This is a genomic window from Dyadobacter sp. AC419 (assembly GCF_979253085.1).
In genome coordinates this window covers 149,247-169,843 of record NZ_CEEDCD010000019.1, presented here as the reverse complement: position 1 = coordinate 169,843, position 20,597 = coordinate 149,247, and the positions used below count along the sequence as shown (strand labels likewise).

The window sequence follows — 20,597 nt, the reverse complement described above, 5'->3', positions numbered from 1 at the left end:
GTCTTGCAGGCTTAACAAGTCAAATCTTTTGTCCATTCGCTCCTACCAACCTGGATTCTGCTTCAAAGTCGGCGTCTTCTGCAATTCATCTTGCATAATGGGGAACAAATAATGTCTTGGGGCAACAAAAACACGGCTTTCAATGAAGTAACGCTGCATTTTGTACTTTTTGCCTTCCACTATAATCTTCCCTGCCGGATCTTCAACCGGTTTCATGCCGTTAATCATGCGCTGCGCTTTTGGATAAGGCCACGCCTTTTGTGAGCGCTGGTCATTCGTGCTGCCAGCACTTTGCCATGCTTGTTCTTTTGCGATCTCCTTAGGAGCACTCGGTTCCAGATAAAGGCGTGACGACCAGATTCTGTTGTTTTCATAAAACAATTCAACCCTGCGTTCCCGCTTGATATACTCGTCCATTAATGCTTTGCTCGCCTTGGCTTCCAAGGGGATTGGTGCCATAAATGACCGTTTTCGCACCATGTTCAGCATATCATAAATCTCAGCATTCGGACCGGCGGCTTCATTTACAGCTTCGCAATAGATGTAAATAAACTCAGGCAGACGCCAGATGGGCGGGCCGCTGATGGAAAAGCTCTTGTCCCTGTTCCAGGATTCGCGCAGGATTTTGCGTAGGAAATAGCCGGTTGTGGTAGAGTTGGTTGCGCCAACTTTGTCCGGACCGGTCGCAGTATTAATCACTTTTCCTTTAAATGTAGAGCCGTGATAGACAATGTCGCGATGGAAACGAGGGTCGCGTTTTACACTTTCGTAAGGATTCGCATCATCGTAACCGTCCTTTTTTGCCCGTGCTGCATAAACAGGATATCCAAAACCGTCTGGTGCAATGTATTCATATTCATCCACTTGCTCCTGAACCGGCATCTGACGCGAGCTTCCGCCCCAGCTTGGCGGATAAATGTCGCCCTGCCAGTTGTTGTCCTTATCCCGGGTCACAAAGAAAACGGCCTCATTCTGAAACGCTTCCATATTGTGATACAAGTCCCAAAGCCGTGCTGGCACTTTCGACTTGTTATTGTCAACGCCCGCATCGTCGCGGAAGTCAGCGGCGTCGTGCCCCTGGTATAAAGAATAACGCTGACGGCCTTCAACTTTGAAATCAATCACGGCCTTAGCAGCCGTTTTTGCCACATTCCAACGTTCCGCACTGTATGCATATTCAGCAGCAAACGCACGGGTGTCATTCGGAAAAGTACCGCCATTCCACATCGGCGTGGCCGCCATCCAGGCTACGATTGCCTTCAAACCCAGCACAGCGCCTTTATCAATTCTGCCAAAATCTGCTCCGCCCCAGCTTGCCGGCACTAAGGCCATTGCCGAATCGCAATCCTGATAAATCTTGTTGGCTATGGAATGAAATGATTCCTGCTTGAATTCCATCGGATCACTCGGACTAATGGTGCGGGTCACATACACCACTTCTCCATACATTCTGGCAGCCAGAAAGTGAAAATAAGCGCGCAAAAAATAAGTCTCGCCTAATCGTTTGTTCAAATCGCCTGCTTGCAAAGGGTTATCCGGCGTATTGTATTTCCGCACACCTTCGAGGATCACATTTGCCTTTCTGATTCTCCCATACAAATCCCACCAATATTGCCCTCTGCTGCTTCCGGCCGGCATGACGTTCGCATTCCAGTCGCCGTTATTGAATTTGTTGGTAAGGCTTCCTTCGGCGGTCGAACCTTCGGCCTCGTCGGTTACGGGTGCAGTGGAAAAGTGGGAGAAGAAAACGAGCGGGCTGTTGGAGCCTTTTGCATTGTCGTATAGGTCCGTGATAAGCTGGTTTGTTTTGTTATATCTGGTAAAAACCTGCTCGGCATCCACCTGATCATCCGGTTTTCTGTCCAAAAAATCTTCTTGGCAAGCCGATAGCAATGCGCAAGCGAAGAAAATGATGATTGTATATATTTTTTTCGTATTCATAAATGCCAGGATTTTAAATCAGAATGTTAAATCAACGCCAAAATTCAGCACCTTTTGGATCGGATACCAGTCGCCCGTTCCTTCCCGCGTTTCCGGGTCCATATCCACTTTTTTAAGTCCGTCCCAGGTGAGCAGGTTAAGTCCCTGTGCATAAAAACGGACTTGCTCAATGCCAATTTTCTTGATAGCTGCTTTTGGTAGATTATAGCCTAACTCAATGGTTTTAAGCCTGATGTATTTTGAATTATATAAAAACAAGCTGCTGTTTCCATTCTTGTTATTACTATGATCTCCAAAATGCAATGCAGGATAAGTAGCAGTTTCGGCCGTTTCTGGTGTCCAGCGGTCCAAATGCATGGGCTTCACTTTTCCATATTTGTCTTGGTTAAACAATGGAAAATCATAAACTGCCGCGCCGGACAACTGCACCGAAGCTCTTGACGCACCCTGGAACAGCATACTGAAATCAAAGTCGCGATATCTGGCACCAACGGGCAGACCAAACATGATTTCCGGGTTACGCGGATTGCCCATTGCCGTGCGGTCGCCAAGGTCGTCCACTTTTCCATCGCCATTCAAATCTTTATACACCACATCACCGGGCCGCAATGTTCCCCAGGATTGGTAACCGCTTCCTGAGTTCATGGCATTCAGCTCATTGGCTTCTTCCTGGTTCCTTACGAAATGGTCGAATGCGTAATTGAAATGCTCCCCGATCCGCTTGCCCGTGTTCGCACGGCCGGACATTGCGTAAGGAATCTCGTTCATGAACACAATGTTGTTGCGCGCAAAAGAGAGGTTAGGACGGATAAAATATGTTGCGTTTTTCCCAATGCTACCCGACCAGCCTACTTCCAGATCAAAACCGCGGTTATTTACAATCCCTGAATTAATGTAAGGCGCATCTTTGCCCACAATGTCCGGATAGCCCAGCTTGTCGCCGCCGCTCATGTCCGTAATGATGTCGTAACGGTGCTCGTGAAAGAGGTCAACGGTTACGGTTAAATGTTTGAGAAAGGTTGCATCAATGCCAATGTTGGCCTTTCGGGCTTTTTCCCAGGTTAAGTCAGGATTGGCAAGGTCGCCTTCGGATAGATAACCACCCGCGCCGGAACCGAAATTATCCGTCCCGAAATTGTAGTCACCGTCTCTTCCACCAAAATATTGAAGATAAATGAAGCGCTTGTCATTCGGCACGCGGTCACTTCCTACCAACCCGTATGAGCCTCTGATTTTGAATGCATTAAGCCAGCTTTGTGTGCCGCTCATGAAACGCTCTTTGGAAAGCACCCATCCCGCAGAAACAGATGGAAAAAATCCATAACGCTTGCCTTTCGCAAAGTTTTCAGAGCCATTATAAGCAGCATTGAATTCGAATAAATAGCGGTCGTCATAACCATATGTCGCCCTGGCGGTAACGCCCTGGTAACTGAACGGAACCTGGTTATTAATGATCCGTTTGGAACGGTTCACGAGAATCATCCCGGTCACATCATGCATTCCGAAATTCCGCAGATAATCCAGCTTCGCCTGCACATAGGAGCGGCTTTCACTGTCTTTTTTATCAAACTGATTGCGGATCGTCTGGTCAATGTCATACTTGTTTCCCGACTTGTACGCACCCGTATAAATGCCCGGCTCCCGGTAAATGTCGCTTCCTGCTTCGGGAACGAATGTGGCATAACCCGGATATTCGCGGTAACCTTCCGAATAAGTCGTCACATCTCGTCTGATCCAGCCGCCGTCATTGGCATCATAGGAGAATATTCCATCGATAGAAAGTCCTTTTGTTATGAAATCCAGCTTGTGTCCCAGTGAAAAAGATCCATTCAGATAAGTGTTCTTATCATTCAAAAACCCCGTGCGGCTCAATTCTCCGAGAATGTTGAAGCGATAGATCTGATCGCCATAAAGCATTCCGAGCGGATTATTGGCTTCGTAAACTCGGTTAGCAGGATTTCCGTTGGGTTCCAGCGTGATCGGCAAGTAAGAAGGCTGCGTGTTGGCCATTTCTACGATTCTGGCTGCGGTCGTTCCCGGCGCATTGCGGTCGGTGATCCTGGCTCCAATGTCGAGTCTGGCGAAAAAGTTATCCGTAATGTCAATATCAATGTTGGACCGGAAGTTGTAACGTTTGAAAACGGCCTGCGTGTTGTTTGCGCTGAGGTTTGTATGCTTATAATTTCCATCTTGTTGAAAGTAATTGGCCAGCACGAAATATCTGGCCCTTACTGATCCACCGCTAATAGACAAACTATAATCATGCTGCACGCCCGGCTTGAACGCGTAGTCAAAGTAATTCCAGTTGTAACCCAAACCGTCCGAATTATCCCCTTTCGCCTTGCGGAAATTGGCAATGGCAGTTTCTGAAAACAAATTCAATGTGGACGGATCTGAATCCGGGCTGTCATTCCGGCGCGCTTCATTGTACAACATGGCATAATCTGCTGATCCCAGGTAAGTAGGAAACTTCACCGGCTGGTTCACGCCTACCGATGCCTTGAAATTCACCGTCGCCTTATCCTGCACTTTTCCTCTTCTGGTTGTAATCAGGATTACTCCGTTTGCTCCTCTAACCCCGTAAGGCGCTGTTGCTGAGGCATCTTTAAGAATCGTAAATGTCTCAATCTCCGACGGTGCCAGATAATCCATGCTTCTTTCCAGCCCGTCAATGATCACAATGGGCGACTGATTTCCATATGTAGCCGTGCCGCGGATGAAAATATCACTGCGGTCCACACCCGGCTCTCCGCCGCTGAACTGGTTTGCAAATAGCCCTGGAAGCCGTCCTGCCAATGCATTGGTAATGCTGGCCGTCGGGCTTTGTTTCAAATCTTCCGTTGTAATGGTGGCAATCGAGCCCGTAATGGTTGCTTTGCGCTGCGAGCCAAAACCTACAATTACAACTTCTTCCAAACCACCCAGATCCTCCTCCAACTGGATGTTAACGGAGGTTTCTGCGCCCACAACCTGCTCTTTACCAAGATATCCGATAAATGAAATTACCAGCACATCGCCTTGTTCGGCTTCAATAGTAAACTTTCCCGTCACGTCAGTAGAAGTTCCTTTATCAGTTCCCTTCACGATCACCGTTGCGCCCGGCAACGGCTGGCCTTTCACATCCTGGATCGTGCCCGTAATTTCCCTGATCACATTTTGGATCGGCTCCGCAGGGGCAGGAAGTGACTTAATGGCGTTTGACTGCGACTTTTCATCTTTTTCAAATACGGCAATCTGTTTCCCGATTATTTTAAAGGAAAGGTCAGAGCCTTTAAGCGCCCGCGTGAGAATCGCAGGAACAGTTTCATTTTTTAGACTAAGGTTTAGATTTCCTTTCTCCGTTTCCGGGAAAAGGCCATCTCTGTAAAAAATCCGGTAATCGGTCTTTTCCTGAATTTGTTTGAACAACGCCCCCAGATTCCCATTCCGGATTGTAACATCCATCCGGCTCTTCTGCGAAAAGCCCGTCGCATGAACGCCCATCATTCCGATAAAAAGCAGCAAAACCACCAGCTTCATAATCCTAAGCAATTTTTGTGGGTTGAATTCTCCCAGCGGGCCATACCCTGAATGGTCAAATTTTTTCATAAATTTGAATTGACTTTTGTTGATACAATGGTTTAAAAATCACTTGCTTGCCGGCAAGTGTGACTATCGGGAGACGTTGCCGCGTCTTCCGTTTTTTTTTGTTTTGGTAATGCTTTAGTTGAAAATGAACCTCCTTTCCATTTGCTGATATTTGAGTGATGTGGTCACAGCCAGTGCATCCAGCACGGGCGCAATGTTTTCGTGCAGATCCAATGTCCCGGAAAAAGTAACATGCTGTGCCTCAGCATTCCCCAGCGAAATGTCGGCATTGTAGTAGCGCGAAAGCTTTTTCAGAATGTCTGTCAGCGGTGCTTTGCTCAAAATGAGAAAACCCTCTTTCCATGAGATATAGGACTGGACATTTACCTGCGACGTTTCCAGTTGGCGGGTCGCAGGGTTGTAAACAGCCCTTGTTCCCGGAGTGATTTTCTCTTTTTTAGCGCCAAATAATGCATTTTGATTAGCGGTAAGCTCAATACTTCCTTTCACCAGAACCGCCGCTGTCTGTGCATCGTCGTCATAAGCACTCATATCAAATTCAGTCCCCAGCACCTGGATTTTCATGTTTTTGGAATGCACATAAAAAGGGAGTTCAGCTGAATGGGAGACAGAAAAATAGGCCTGGCCTTCGAGGTAAACTTCCCGGGTGTCCCCATCAAACTTTGCCGGATAGACCAGCTTGGAGCCGGAATTGAGCCAGATTTTCGTGCCATCAACCAATGTAATGGTCGAACGTTTGCCGTAAGGAACGGTTAATGTGTTGAATTCCTGATCCGCACCTGCAACTTCTTGGTCGATAATCGAAGAAGAATCGATCTGAATTTGTGCTCCATTTTGCTTGTAGATCAGGTCTGAGTTTTGTTCGGAAAGACGGATTACCCTTCTGTCTGCCAATTGTAAGCGCGTTTCTAATGTATCAGGAGTCAACAATGCTGCTGCTTCCTGCATAGCCGAACCGGTGTTTTGGCGGAACAAAAGATAGCCAGCTCCAGCAACCAGCAAAAGGGCAATCGAAGCAGCCATAGCCATCCATGTTCTGCTGAATGATCGCTCATGCTGTTGACTGACCGAATCTTCAACGCGCAGGCGCAATGCTTCCTTCTCAAAAGCGGACAAAGTTTCTTCCTGCAACGACTGCATCAGTATCCTTGTCTGGGCAGCAATTTTCTTTTCTTCCTCTGAAAGCTCAGCGGATTGGAGGGGATCCGGGGTTTTACGTAGTCTTCTCTTCATGTAAGAACTTGTTTGACTTACAAGAGAAGACATTCGACAGGATATAGACTCTCGAAAAGGATTATTTTAACAAAAAAAGAAAATATTTTACGCCCAGAAGAAAATGAGGGCGACAGAACCGAGTTCAAGCTTGCCGCGAAGTTGTTTGAGCGCCCGGTAAATGAAGGTTCTGCAAGTAGGAACTGAAATTTGCATCATGGAAGCAATCTCTTCATAATCAAGATCTTGATTAAATCTTAGATAAAGGATCTCGCGCTGCCGCTCGGGAAGCTGGTTAATTTCATTGGCGAGCTGATCCAGCATCTCACGCTGTTTCTCATCCATGATCATCTCATGCTCAATGCTGAATGAAAACGCATTTACACCAAAAGCATCGTCTGCATTCCAGCGGTTGAAGTCCAGCAAGCTGGCTTTGCGGTGGGCTGCATGCAATTTTCTCCTGAATGATTTGAGCAAATAAAACTTGACATTAACCTCTTTCGCAAGTCTGCTGCGATACGCATGCAAGTCTATAAAAAGGTCGTGAATGCAATCCTTGACCAGTTCGCTGTCATTGGAATACCGCATCCCGAATTTGTAGAGAATATCCGTATAAGCATCATAAAGCTCACTGAATGCCGAAGAACTTCCCGAAATAAAACGCTCCCAGAGATCATTTCCAGGATCTAGGTCTGTCATAGTGGTGTAATCAATAAAACAAGCCAAAAGATGGAAAAATAAAATGTAATGTATGCAAAAAGCATATTCCAACACTTACTTTTCTAATCTTGCCTGCAAGTTTTTTGATTATTAAAGCACATTTACTAATCGTATAGCCAAAAAGAAGACGGGCTATTTCCATAGCCCGTCTTTTTTCTAATTCGGCAGTTTCACAAACTTCTGGACCTCTTGCTTGCCGGGTGCATTGAGGATCTGGATGGTGTAGATGCCGGCGGGTAAATTTGAGGTTTCGAGCTGGTAAGGCGTTCCTGAAAAGTTGACGTCTTTGGTCGAAATTACTTTGCCTGCTGCATTAAAAATCCGTAGTCTGGCGGCTGTCGTGCCGTTTCCTGGTTCAATTGTCAGCTGGTTCTGGACTGGATTCGGGTAAACGGAGAATGCATTTATTTTATCAAAACTGATTGACCTTATCCGGCTGAATGCAAAGGTTTCATCTTCATCAATCATTTTCAAGCGATACAGATTTTCTCCTTTTGAAGGCGCCTGATGCGTAAATGCGTATCTCTTTTCAACAAAACTTTCCTTGCTGGCCTGCACATTTCCTATTGCTTCCCAGCTTCCGCCTGCATTACGGCTGTGCTGGATTTCGAAATGGCTGCTGTTGACTTCACTGCTCGTTGACCAGCGCAGATCCACGGCATGCTCATTTTTCGAGGCTACAAAATCCACAAGCGTAACCGGCAAACTGCCACATTGGCTTTCTACTTCTTCTTCCGAATTACACCCGGTTTTGTTATTTAAGAATGTCACCATGTCGGGCGTATTGGTTTCTAGGAATTTGCATATTCCCTCTACTGCGCAAATGGAAAGCTGTTCATTGTTCAGCACCGTCAGAAAGCCAAAGGAACTGAGACTGGTCAAACCGCTCAGACTTGACAGCTTGGGATTATTTCTCAAAGAAATCTCTCCTCCAACCAGCGTCAGGTTGTTTAGTCCTTTTACCGAAGCCAGAGACTGGTTATACGCAATATCTATTTCATCCACGATGGATCCCAAAGTTTCAAGTCCGGTCAAATCGTTCAGCACATCATTGAAAGAAATTTCGAGTCTGTTCAAGCTTTCAAACTTCCCGATTCCGGCAAGGCTTGTCAGAACCGGATTAGCAGCCACCGTCAGCGTACTGTACGGCCCGATCGATTCCAGGTTATTCAGTCCTGCCAGGCTTGTGAGTGCAGTATCGCCGAAGATCAGCAAATCCCCGTTGATCCTGGTCAAAGCAAGCAGGGCACTCAAATCATTCAATTTCGTATTATAAGCAATTCCCAAAGCAGGTCCGCCGATCCCGCCCACAATTTCGGTAAGCCCATTTAATCCACTCAGACTGGTCAAAACAGGGTTTTGAACAATAAAAAGCAACTCGGAAATGGTCGTTACATTTTCTAAACCATTTAAATTGACCAATGAGTTATTCAGGCCAATAAGACACGCTGTCAGCTCGGTAAGATTAGACAGTGCGGTAAGGTCAGTCAGCGTTTCGTTGCCGGCAATATTAAGGCGACCAACCGAATTCAGGACCGAAAGCCCACTTAAACTTACAAGTTTTGGATTGTCTAGAATACCTAAATCACCTGCTGAGACAAGTTTATCCAAACCATTCAGGCTGAGCAAATTAGTATTGGCTTCGATCGATGTGTAATCATTGACCGTAGTCACCAAAAGTCCTGAAAGATCCACAAGACCTGCGTTGTCATATATTTCCAATGAGAACAATTCAGTCAGTAGTCCCAACCCATTTAAGTTCGTAAGCAGCGGATTTCTGTTGATGTCCACATACTCGGCGGATGACAGCTTAAGGTCGCTCATGGTTGTCAGCGCAGCATTTTGTTCGATGACCAGTCCACCAACACTTGTGATATTTTGCAGTCCCTTCAAATCTGTTATCAACGGATTATCATCGATAGAAAGCGCTCCCGGTATGTTGGTGATATTGGATAAAGGCAGCAAATCGGGCAGCGCGTCGCTTCTGCGAATTTGCAAACCACCTGAGATTACGGTAATATTTTCAAGACCTGTAAGACTTGTCAGCAACGGATTATCATCGATATCAAGGTCGCCGGAAACTGTTGTAAGATTAGATAATGCTTGAATACTCGTCAGTAAATCATTACTAGCAATTGTAATGTTCTCAACCGTTGTGAGCGTTTCCAATCCGATCAGATTGGTCAATTGCGGATTGCCATCGATCGATACATTATCGATGCTATTTATATTCAGCGCGCTGATTGAACTTAATAACTCATTTTCAACCACAAACAAATCACCGCCGATCGTTGTCAATGCCTCCAAACCGGCAAGAGACGTTATTAACGGGTTATATTCGACGTAAAGATCAGTTCCAACATTGGTAAGCGCATTCAAACCTGCCAAAGATTGCAGGGTCAGGTTATCACTGATGTATAAAAAATCCGAGATGCCTGTAAGACCAGATAGGCCCTGAATGCTGGTTAATGACGAATTGGAGATTATGGAAAGACCTCCTGAAATCGAAACAATATTTTCCAACCCAGCAAGATTTATCAATGCCGAATCCCCTTGAATGGTCAGGCCGCCGGGAATATTGGTCAGACCGGAAAAACCGCTGATACTCGTCAATGATACGTTTTCAGACAGGTCAATATCGCCCCCAACACTCACGAGCTTGGTTAACCCGGACAAATTGGTCAAAGCGGCGTTATTTGTTATCTCAACCCCGCCCCCAATTGTTTTTAATTCCATGACTCCCAGCGTCGTCAGCGCAGGGTTAGCTACAATGATAAAAGAACTGCCGATGCCCACCACATTCTTCAATCCTTCCAGATTTGTCAAGGCGTCGTTATTGCTGATTTGAACCTCGCCCGGGACGTTTGTAATGCCAGCCAGCCCGTCAACATTCAGCAACGATGCATTGTTGGAAATGCCAAGGAAACTGCCTACACTGACAATGTTCTGTAACCCCGAAAGATTTGTTAACTGCGGATTAGACAAAATGTAGATGTAACCCCCGATATCTGTAAGAGAAGCCAATGGGGAAAGGTTGGTGATATCGGATCCATTGATAAACAAGTCCCCGCTTACTGAGGAGCAGCCCGGAAAATTGGTTGCAAAGGCGTCAACCTCGGCTTGACTTGCAAGAGACAGGGAGGAGGGACACTGTGCGGAGGCGGCAAAAGGAAGCAACAACGCAATGAAGCAGTAAAATTTTTTCATGAAAAGTCGTTAAGTATATATGTTTAGGAAAAGTACAACAACTTCCCGACTGGGTACCGTACTGTTTTACGCCAAGCTGTCTTTTCTAACTCCCAATTGCTCTAAATGGGATGTGAGGCAAAATGCGTAGAAGAATTCCAAGAATTACCGGCGAGGTCTGCGTAATGTCACTGGGAAAATCCTGGTAAATACACACAAAAGGTCGAGCCTTCGCCAGGCGTGCTGATCGCAGTTATCACCCCGCCGTGATTGGATGCAACACGTTCACAAATTGCCAGTCCAATGCCCGTTCCTTTGAAATCGCTTTGGGTATGCAGTCGTTGAAAAACCTTGAAAATCCGGTCAAGATACTTGACATCAAAGCCAATGCCTTCATCGCGGACATTGATTTGGTGATAGACAACGGCATTGCCGGAGGTTTTAAAATCGGTGGGCAGATCGGCTTTATTTCGCCTCACATATTCGATATGGATGCGCGGCTCCTTGCCATTTGGCGTAAACTTGATAGCATTTGAAATCAGATTTTGAAACAAGTGCCCGAGTTGCGCCTTATCTCCTTCCAGCACACCAAGCTGATCGATCTCGATCACTGCTTCGCGTTCCTGTATTTCATATGCCAGGGTTTCCAAAACGTCTTCCATAACAGCATTCAATGACACCAGCCCATATTTCTGTTGGCGGGAATCGACCAGCGAATAAGCCAAAAGGTCTTTTACCAATGCCGACATTCGTTGCCCGGATGCATTAATGCGGCTTAACAGATAGGCCGATTTTTCATCAATCCGGTTGCCCAGTTCTTTGGTAAGCAGTGAGCTGAATGATTGAATTTTACGAAGCGGCTCCTGCAAATCGTGACTGGCAATGTGAGCAAACTGGCGAAGATTGTTGTTGAGCCGGAGAAGATCTTCGTTGACAATTGTAAGTTCCTGCGTGCGCAGTTTGACCCGGCCTTCCAGTTCGAGCGACAATTGTTTGTATTGATTTTCGCTCAATTCTATTTTTTGCCTGCTTATCACCTGCGCGGTCACATCGGTTGCAATTACGAGCACGCCGGTAATTTCGCCGTTGAGCTTGTGACGCGGCTGGTAAGTAAAATCAAGAAAAACGGTTTCCAGCCTGTGGTTGCGCACCAGGTCAACGGGCGTTTCCAGCACTGTGTAGGCCACTCCGGTGGCAATGACATTCCGCAGAATTACGTCAAACCCTTGACCCTGAATTTCGGGCAGCGCAATCACCAGCGGCTTACCAACCAACTGGTCGGGTGTTCTTCCAACGAGCTGCGCATAGAAAGGGTTGACCATTGTAAAAGTCAGTTCCGATTCATCGATCAGGGCAATCGCAACCGGTGACTCTTCGAAAGATGTCAAAATCTGCTGCTGCGCAAGATCAATTTTCTGCTGGGTCAAATAGCGGTCGGTGACATCAATGGCAATGTCCATAACCGCATAGCAATTGCCACTTCGATCGCGTATGGGTTGATAGGTAAAATCAAAATAATAGGTTCCTAATACACCATTGACTTCGAGGTCGGCGGGCATATTTTCAGCTGTATATGCAACTCCGGTGGTGAGGACATTTTTCAGGATTTCCAGAAAAGGCTGGTCTCTTGTTTCCGGAAGTGCCTCGGACAATGGTTTCCCAAGCACAGACGCATCTTTTCCCCAATAGGAAAGCATCAGCTCATTGGCCAGATCCACCCGCATGTCTTCACCTGTAAAAAGACCCATTGCAACCGGTGCCTGACTGAGCAGCGACCTGAAATGTGCATCATTATCAGCCAATTCCTTATTACGCCTTCTGAGTTTGATCAAATTAACGACCTGACTGGCTAATATTTTCAGTGCTTTAAGCTGTTCTTTTGTTAATACTTTTGGCTCATGGTCGATCACGCATAATGAGCCAAGTGCAAATCCATCTTCATCAACAAGCGGCGCGCCTGCATAAAACACCACGTGCGGGTCGCTGGTCACAAGCGGGTTTGATGCAAAACGGGCATCCAGCCTGGAATCGGTGACCACAAAGGTTTCATTTGGATCAACGATGGCGTGGGCGCAAAATGAATATTCACGCGGAGTTTCCTGCACATCAAGTCCGTGATTAGATTTAAACCATTGCCTGTTATCATCTACAAGACTAACGAGGGAAATGGGTGTCTGGCAAATCTGAGCAGCTAAATACGTGATATTATCGTAGTCTTCCTCCGGCAAGGAATCGAGGATATCGTATCTTCTTAATGCGTTCAGGCGGTCGTATTCACCTGCGGAAGTATTATTTGAATCCATTACTTGAAATGATCACAGTCAACTGTTTACTATATACGACTTCGCTCGAGCGCCGATTAAACAGAAAACCTTGAAGTTATATCAAATATTGATCGTTATGCTTAAATATCGGCTCTTGCGAAAACTAAATAAGTAACGTTATTCATTTTCTTTCCGTAATGATAACACTTCGGGGATTTGATAACGCAGCAATAACACACAGTTCACATCTAAAAAGCAAATTTGTGAAACGCACAATAATGCTCCATGCAACGACGGAACCTGTTGAAAACGCTTGGAATGGCCGTTAGCGGTTATCCGATCCTGCCCCATTCCAATGCTTTCTCCCCTACCCCCAAAACGCGTATTACGCATAGCGCATCTGACCGACGTTCATATTCAGCCGCACCTGTGGGCCGCCAAGGGATTTGCAAAATGTCTTCATCACCTGCAAGATTTAAAGGTAAAGCCTGACCTGATCCTGAATACGGGTGATTCTGTGATGGGATCCAGCGGCATTTCAAAGGACAAAGCAGCCAGGGAATGGGCGCTTTATCACAAAGTCATGCTGTCTGAAAATAGCACACCGATGGTTTCCTGCATTGGTAATCACGACATTTGGTGCCCTCCAACCGCATCATTTTCTGACGGGAAAAAGTGGGCAATGGATGAGTCGAAACTAACGAAATCTTACAGCAGCTTCGACAAAAACGGATGGCACATGATCATGCTGGACAGCATTCATTGCAGACCCCAGGGAACGGGCTATTATGCCAGACTTGACGAAGCCCAGATGGATTGGTTGAAGGAAGATTTGAATAACACGCCTTCGGCTACACCCATCCTGGTTGCGTCACACATTCCAATTTTATCAGCAAGTGTGTTTTTTGATGGCGATAACCTGAAAGACAACCAATGGGTCGTTCCCGGAAGCTGGATGCACACGGATTCCGCACAAATTGTGAAGCTCTTCAACCGTCATAAAAACGTGAAACTAGCCGTCAGCGGCCATATCCATCTTTTGGACCGTGTAGTTTACAATGATGTCACCTACTGCTGCAACGGCGCAGTTTCGGGCAATTATTGGATGGGAAAATACAAGCAAACCAGCCCCGGATACGCCATCATCGACCTTTTCGACGACGGGTCTTTTTCAAATGAATATGTGCCGTATCATTCGTAATGGAAAGGTAATTTTGGGGTGATGAAGTTAATGTTTTGATAAAATAAAGCAGCGTAGTTTTATCAAAACTAAACTTCACGATCATGAATAAATTTCTATACTGCTGCCTAACCCTGGCTGCTGCTACGTCACTTTTTACCGGCTGTACAGACCATGAACTGCCATCTGAAAGCTATCCCGAAAAAGCAGAAGCATCCAATCCAAAAATTCTTACCGAAGCCAGTGGCGTCAAGGTTTATAATGGCGGTTTCGGATCGGCAATCGTTCAGGATCCAAATGATCATATGGCATTTTATCTTCTGACGGACCGCGGTCCGAACATCGATGGGAATGTGGCAAATTCAAAAGTATTTGCAGCGCCTAACTTCGTGCCTCAGATCGGTAAGTTCAGGCTCGTGGGTGATCAGCTTGTATTGGAAAAGACTATTGAGCTGAAAAATGAAAATGGTGTCCCGCTCAACGGCTTGCCTAATCCTGCAGGCTTTGGTTTTAGCGGTGAAACTGCTCTGGATGTGATGGGAAACGTTCTGCCTAATAGTATCGATGGCCTGGATTCAGAAGGTCTGGCAATGGCGAAGGACGGGACATTTTGGGTTAGCGATGAATACGGCCCTCACCTGGTGCATTTTGACGCGAATGGCAACACATTAGAACGTATTAACCCATTCGGCAATGGAAAAGGCGGCAGAAAAATCCCGTCTGTTTTCGCTAAGCGCAGGCCGAACCGTGGTATGGAAGGCCTTACCATCACGCCAGACGGAAAGACATTGGTAGGCATTATGCAATTTCCCTTGTACAATCCATCTTCCGCAGCAGTTTCCGGCTCTCTTGTGACGCGGATTTTAGCATACGACATAACAAGCGGAACAAGCAAGCAATATGCGTATCTGATTGACAAAGCGAATTTGCAGGCCAACAGCGAGATCGCTGCGATTAGTAACACAAGCTTTTTGGTGCTGGAACGCGACGGCGAATACGCGACGAACGTTAACAGGGCTACGGTTATCAAAAGAGTTTACAAGATCGACCTTGCGGCTGCCACGGACATTTCTGACCCTGCGGATGGACAAGGCGGCAAGCTATATGCAGGTTTGACCGTCGAACAACTAAAAGATGCGGCAACTTTGGCAACCCATAACATTGTGCCGGTGTCCAAAACGCTGGTGGCAGATCTAATGACTGACATTCCAAACTTGTATCCCCACGATAAGGCGGAAGGCATTGCCATCGTCAATTCTACAACCATTGCCATTGCTAACGATGACGACTTCGGGGTTGTCGGGACAGGTTCGTACACATCCAAAATCCTGCCTTCAACCGGCACCGTGGATCGCAACACAATTTATTTTGTGAAACTGAAGCAACAACTTTGGTAATTAAATCCGGGCAAATCCCATAATCCCCTAACATCCGCCCTTACGAGGCGCTTTTTTGTAAATTACTTTACTATCCTGTTCTACGTATTCGCCGGAAATGATTGGATATTGATATTTGGGAGCGTGCATTACGCTGTGGCTTCTTATATTGATTTTGTCATTGACTTTGAGGCTGCGCAGTTGCTTGAATTCATTGTTAGGGGTCAAAGCATTTTTGTCAGGATTTCCCGGCCCGAAGCTTAAAATGTAATCTTCATCATCGATGCTGACCATTATTCCATAGCCCAACCTTGATCCTGAGGGAAGAGAAAGAGCGGTCACAACAGCCTCCATATCGGTAAAGGCATTTAAATCTTTCCTTATTTTGGCTTCATTGGCGTACACTTTTTTACCTTCTGGAGATGCCTGCCATTTTTTGTACATGACACCATCAGGAGTCGCCTCCCACCTTTTGTGTGCAGTTGTTTTTTCAGGGTCTGACGTTGGCTTTGCGGTTGCCTTTTTAGCAACTTCCTTTTCAATTTCACGACTAGCAAATACCAGTCCGCAAGCTACAACCAGTGTTAAGACCAGCGCATAAATGATTTTTCTCATGTTCTTTTGAGGTTTAAGTGAAACAGCAGAAATTACAAACGGAGACGAGTAAAGTCTTACACTTTGTATTTTCAAATGTTTCAGCAAACCTAAAAGTTTCTGTCCTGCTGGCTGTTAACGACCTGTAAAAGAATGTCAACGAAACGTAAAATCACGTTAAAGCCAGCCTTTTCTTTTAAACCAGACATAAATAAACCCGGTCACTACGACCATTGAAGTCATCACGAAAATAGTCAGGACGCGCATAATCTCATTGGTATTCTGCGAGATTCTTCCTGCAAGCATCAAATCACGAATGATCTTACGTGACCGATCATTCCATTTCTAAAATTCCATATGTCGCAATAGGAACTTCTTTTTGACTCACCCATTCTTTGAAATATAATCTGACCAAGCTCTACGATGAAATCCTTTTCCTGGATATAATTATCTGTCGTAAATATTAGTCCGTCATAGGCTGAGCTTATGTATTCAAGCAGTTCAATTTTACCCCCGGAAGGTTCCTTCTCCAACACGTTCCCATTTAACATCATCAGTGCAGTAACTTATGAATGCGTCATAATCTCCTTCCGCCAGAGCCTTATTGGCTTCCAAAAAAACATCTTGATTACTCATATGTGATTGTTATTTAATGACAAGTTGAGTTAACTTCTTTATTCATTTCAGGCGCTTGTTAATAGGAGCCATATGGGTTTTGTTTTGATAATTAAAGTAACGAACCCAGTAATCACGAAAGAAATCTATTATTTGAACAGGCGATTCGTATATGTAAAAGAGCGGGAACCTGATTTGGACATCACAACCAAACCAATTTGGACACAACTAACCGTAATCTGGAAACATCCGTCTTTTGATATCTGCTGACTTTTGCATTGTAAATATTTAAACTTGTTAACTATGCAAAATGTAAGTTTCAGAAACAGAAGCTGGGATGTAGCGGGGAACTTATACCTTCCCGAAAATTTCGATAAGGCTAAAAAATATGCGGCCATTGTTTGTGTGCATCCGGGGAGCAGTGTGAAGGAGCAAACTGCTGGTCTGTATGCCAATAAGCTCGCTAAAAGCGGTCTTATTGCCTTGACCTTTGATGCCTCTTTTCAAGGGGAAAGTGGTGGCGAACCCAGATTTTTAGAAGATCCTGCGACAAGGGTTGAAGACATTCGGTGTGCCGTCGATTTTCTTACCACGCTGGAATTTGTTGACAATGACAAGATTGGTGCATTGGGTATTTGTGCCGGTGGCGGCTATGCTGCAAATGCTGCGATTTCGGAGAAAAGAATTAAGGCAATTGCAACCGTGGCAGCAACCAATGCAAGCCGCGCATTTAGAGAAACAAGTCCGGTTGAAATACTCAACGCCGTTGCGCAGCAGCGCACCGCCGAAGCCAATGGCGCGGAAAAATTCATCAATAATTGGATACCCAATTCTGCTGGAGAAGCCAGACAGGCAGGTTTGGAAGAGCTGGATTTAATGGAAGCCATCGATTATTACAGAACGCCGCGCGGGCAACATCCAAACTCATGCAATAAATTATTGTTCACCAGTATGGCCAACCTGATCATGTTCGATGCTTTTCACTTGGCTGAATATTTCCTTAGGCAACCGCTCTTGATTATTGTTGGTGATAAAGTGGGTGCTTTTGGCTCGTATAGAGATGGTTATGATTTGTATAATAAAGCCGCCTCAACTAACAAGAAAATATATACTGTAAAAGGTGCAGGCCATTACGATTTATATGATCAGCCCAAAGCGACCCAAGAAGCATTAGAACAAATCATTCCTTTTTTCGAAGAAAATCTTTAAATAGTAAGGCTGAAATAAAAAGACTTGCAGCATTAATTAGCCTATGAAAGTCATTAATTCTTTGTCCGAATTTCACCGGTTGCTATCTATTGCACCGCCTATGCATCCTTTGATCAGTGTGGTCCGGGTTTCGGAAATGCATGCCGTTGAATCTGATGTTTGGCAAAAATTTACTACAAATTTTTACACCATATCGCTGAAAAATAACATTCAGTCAAAAATAAAATACGGTCAAAACTATTATGATTTCGACCGGGGCACAATGACCTTTGTCGCACCCAAACAGGTGCAATCCGTTGAGGTGGAAACAACCAATGATTTTAATAAAACCTCTGGAAGCGGATTTGTGCTGATGTTTCATCCTGATTTCCTTGGGAAAAATCCATTAGCACTGAACATTAAAAATTATAGCTTTTTTTCCTATTCGGTAAACGAAGCATTGCATCTTTCAGAAAAAGAAGAGAACGATGTGATTGCCATTTTCAAAAAAATTGAAGAAGAATATCAGCATATCGACCATCATACCCAGGGCGTAATATTGGCACAAATCGATTTATTACTTCAATACAGCAACCGCTTTTACGAAAGACAGTTTATTACACGAAAATCGGCAAATGGTGATTTACTGGCAAAGACCGAAAACCTTATTGATGCGTATTTTAATACGGAGTCAGGCTTGAAAAATGGAGTGCTAACCGTTGAATATCTGGCGCGGCAACTTAACTTATCGCCCAATTATTTGAGTGATGCGCTTCGATCGCTCACCGGGCAAGGCGCGCAGCAACACATTCACGATAAATTAGTTGGAAAAGCGAAGGAATATTTAACGGCAAGTAATTTATCGGTTTCCGAAATCGCCTATAACTTAGGCTTCGAGCGTCCGCAGTCGTTCAATAAACTGTTTAAAAACAAAACTGAAATGTCGCCATTGAAATTCAGGCAGTCGTTTAACTGAAAGGTTGAACTGTCAGCATTTAAGTCTGCATTTGCTACATTAACGCGCCTTTGATTTTCTGGACCAGGCCAGCGAGCGACTCGCCCGGGTTACTCCGCGTACACGCGAACCAATTGCGATTTCCCGGATCCGTTGCTGAAATTGAGCCGGCTCAGGCCAGGCACATTTTCATATTGGCGGGCGGCCCAGTTTGTCATGATCGTTACGCCGATCCCAAATTTTACCATCTCAACAATGGCTTCGGTCAGCGGGATTTCCATAATTTTTTTAGCTGGAATGCTGCTTACGAAATCCTGGTTTATGTAATCATCTTTTCTGCCAACCTGATACACAATAAGTGTTTCCGTCGCCAGATCGGCCACCTCGATCGGTTTATTGCGCTTCGCAAGGAAGTGGTCGGAGGAGGTTAGCAAAACGAGTTCATCACTAAAAAGCGGTAGATATGTGAATTTGGGATTGGCACTTTCAGCACTAACGATGGCCAGTTCAAGTTGCCCCGCTTCCAAATAAGACATCGGCCTGCTGGTAGCCTCGGCCACAATCTGCAGATTCACATTTGGAAAGTCGTCATTAAACTCTTTCAACAACCTGGGCAGCCAGTGATAGCAGGTGTAGCACTCGGTGCTGATGCGGATCGTCTCAAATTTGCCCGCTTTCATTTCCTGTAATTCCGCCTCCAATTGCCTGACGACGGGCAGTATCTGCTCAGCGCCTGCCACAATGCGCCTCCCTGCGTCATTGATCACCAGCTTTTTGCCAACGCGATCAAAAATGCGAAGTCCTGCAACTGCTTCCAGCTCCCGAATCTGGTGACTTAGAGCAGATTGGGAAAGATTTAGTTTTTCAGAGGCTTTCGTAACGGTGCCTTCCGAGATCACTTTTTCAATGATATATAGATGTTGCAGCGTGAGCATAACTATGAATGAATTTCATGGATATGACAAAATTAAATCATTTCTCTCATAAAACATGTGTTCGTAATTTTGCAGGACACAAAAACATAAATCGTCATGTTAATTCAGCGGCTGTCCTGGGCAGGCATCAAAATAGAGTCAGATGGTCAAACTTTGTTGATTGATCCTGTGGAACATTTTCAGGGAAGGGGCGTTTCAGTTGGCCCAGCAAACCCATATATTTTCAGTGACAGCGTAAAAGCAGATAGCATTTTGGTTACGCATCTGCATTCAGATCACTATGACAGCGAGGCGATTAGAAAAACCCTGCGGGTTGGAGGAAAGGTGTTTTCATCAGATCAAATTGTAAATGAACTTCTGAGCGATGGCCTTGAAGCGGTTGGTCTTCCACTTAATGAATCGCGGCAGATTGGCCCTTTTACAATCACGCCGGTTTTTGCAATGGATGGCGTTGGCGATCAGCAGGTTTCGTGGGTTGTGGAAGACAAAACGCACCGCATTCTGCACGGCGGGGACACCATGTGGCACACCCAGCTTTGGAACATTGCAAAAAGATTCGGGCATTTTGATGCCGTGTTCCTGCCGATCAATGCACCCGTGCTTAACTTTCCGGAGATCTCATTTGGCCCGGTTCCGCTAACCTTGACCCCGTTGCAGGCATTAGCTGCGACACGCATACTGAATGCGGACATTCTGGTGCCGATTCATTACGGTTTTCATCAGCCGGGCGTTTATGAGCAGTATCCGCAAATGTTCAATGAGCTAAATGAGCAAAGCGAAAAACAGCAAGTCGCATTCAAGCTGATCGAAGAGGGCGAATATTTGTAAGCTAGCCTGGAAGGG

The 20,597-nt window shown here is 45.5% G+C and carries 14 protein-coding genes; 5 read left to right on the top strand and 9 right to left on the bottom strand.

Annotated features, from left to right (window positions below; genetic code table 11):
- Window positions 1–42 precede the first annotated feature (42 nt).
- The 6 genes from AC0IYG_RS14350 to AC0IYG_RS14325 all read right to left on the bottom strand — a co-directional run bounded on the left by AC0IYG_RS14350 (window position 43) and on the right by AC0IYG_RS14325 (window position 12,950).
- A complete protein-coding gene (locus AC0IYG_RS14350; protein WP_471711748.1) occupies window positions 43–1,941 on the bottom strand; it encodes a RagB/SusD family nutrient uptake outer membrane protein in 1,899 nt (632 codons plus the stop codon).
- An 18-nt stretch (window positions 1,942–1,959) separates the two neighbouring features.
- A complete protein-coding gene (locus AC0IYG_RS14345; protein ID WP_471711747.1) occupies window positions 1,960–5,529 on the bottom strand; it encodes a TonB-dependent receptor in 3,570 nt (1,189 codons plus the stop codon).
- 114 nt (window positions 5,530–5,643) lie between these two features.
- The gene (locus AC0IYG_RS14340; protein WP_471711746.1) at window positions 5,644–6,762 is read right to left on the bottom strand and encodes a FecR family protein; all 1,119 of its coding nucleotides are present in this window, start codon (window positions 6,760–6,762) and stop codon (window positions 5,644–5,646) included.
- An 87-nt stretch (window positions 6,763–6,849) separates the two neighbouring features.
- Complete coding sequence (locus AC0IYG_RS14335; protein WP_471711745.1) at window positions 6,850–7,440, bottom strand: RNA polymerase sigma factor; 591 nt, start codon at window positions 7,438–7,440, stop codon at window positions 6,850–6,852.
- 177 nt (window positions 7,441–7,617) lie between these two features.
- A complete protein-coding gene (locus AC0IYG_RS14330) occupies window positions 7,618–10,668 on the bottom strand; it encodes a T9SS type A sorting domain-containing protein (protein WP_471711744.1) in 3,051 nt (1,016 codons plus the stop codon).
- Window positions 10,669–10,835: 167 nt separating this feature from the next.
- Complete coding sequence (locus tag AC0IYG_RS14325) at window positions 10,836–12,950, bottom strand: GAF domain-containing sensor histidine kinase (protein WP_471711743.1); 2,115 nt, start codon at window positions 12,948–12,950, stop codon at window positions 10,836–10,838.
- 316 nt (window positions 12,951–13,266) lie between these two features.
- Between AC0IYG_RS14325 and AC0IYG_RS14320 the strand changes: the two genes are divergently transcribed.
- Both AC0IYG_RS14320 and AC0IYG_RS14315 read left to right on the top strand, forming a co-directional pair.
- Window positions 13,267–14,112, top strand: coding sequence for a metallophosphoesterase family protein (locus tag AC0IYG_RS14320; protein WP_471711742.1), 846 nt, complete (start codon window positions 13,267–13,269; stop codon window positions 14,110–14,112).
- 83 nt (window positions 14,113–14,195) lie between these two features.
- On the top strand, window positions 14,196–15,488 hold the full coding sequence (locus tag AC0IYG_RS14315) for an esterase-like activity of phytase family protein (protein WP_471711741.1): 1,293 nt from the start codon (window positions 14,196–14,198) through the stop codon (window positions 15,486–15,488).
- 27 nt (window positions 15,489–15,515) lie between these two features.
- Here AC0IYG_RS14315 and AC0IYG_RS14310 read toward each other — a convergent pair whose 3' ends face one another.
- Together AC0IYG_RS14310 and AC0IYG_RS14305 are read right to left on the bottom strand one after the other, a co-directional pair.
- Window positions 15,516–16,082, bottom strand: a complete 567-nt coding sequence (locus AC0IYG_RS14310; RefSeq protein WP_471711740.1) for a hypothetical protein — start codon at window positions 16,080–16,082, stop codon at window positions 15,516–15,518.
- A 486-nt stretch (window positions 16,083–16,568) separates the two neighbouring features.
- Window positions 16,569–16,697: a hypothetical protein gene (locus AC0IYG_RS14305; RefSeq protein ID WP_471711739.1), complete on the bottom strand. Its 129-nt coding sequence runs from the start codon at window positions 16,695–16,697 to the stop codon at window positions 16,569–16,571.
- 282 nt (window positions 16,698–16,979) lie between these two features.
- On the opposite strand from AC0IYG_RS14305, the gene AC0IYG_RS14300 reads away from it, so the two are divergent.
- Window positions 16,980–17,885: an alpha/beta hydrolase gene (locus tag AC0IYG_RS14300; protein WP_471711738.1), complete on the top strand. Its 906-nt coding sequence runs from the start codon at window positions 16,980–16,982 to the stop codon at window positions 17,883–17,885.
- Between the two features lie 43 nt (window positions 17,886–17,928).
- Window positions 17,929–18,840, top strand: coding sequence for a helix-turn-helix domain-containing protein (locus AC0IYG_RS14295; protein WP_471711737.1), 912 nt, complete (start codon window positions 17,929–17,931; stop codon window positions 18,838–18,840).
- A gap of 89 nt (window positions 18,841–18,929) precedes the next feature.
- Here AC0IYG_RS14295 and AC0IYG_RS14290 read toward each other — a convergent pair whose 3' ends face one another.
- On the bottom strand, window positions 18,930–19,754 hold the full coding sequence (locus tag AC0IYG_RS14290) for a LysR family transcriptional regulator (RefSeq protein ID WP_471711736.1): 825 nt from the start codon (window positions 19,752–19,754) through the stop codon (window positions 18,930–18,932).
- A gap of 96 nt (window positions 19,755–19,850) precedes the next feature.
- Between AC0IYG_RS14290 and AC0IYG_RS14285 the strand changes: the two genes are divergently transcribed.
- Window positions 19,851–20,582, top strand: a complete 732-nt coding sequence (locus AC0IYG_RS14285; protein ID WP_471711735.1) for an MBL fold metallo-hydrolase — start codon at window positions 19,851–19,853, stop codon at window positions 20,580–20,582.
- Window positions 20,583–20,597: the final 15 nt, after the last annotated feature.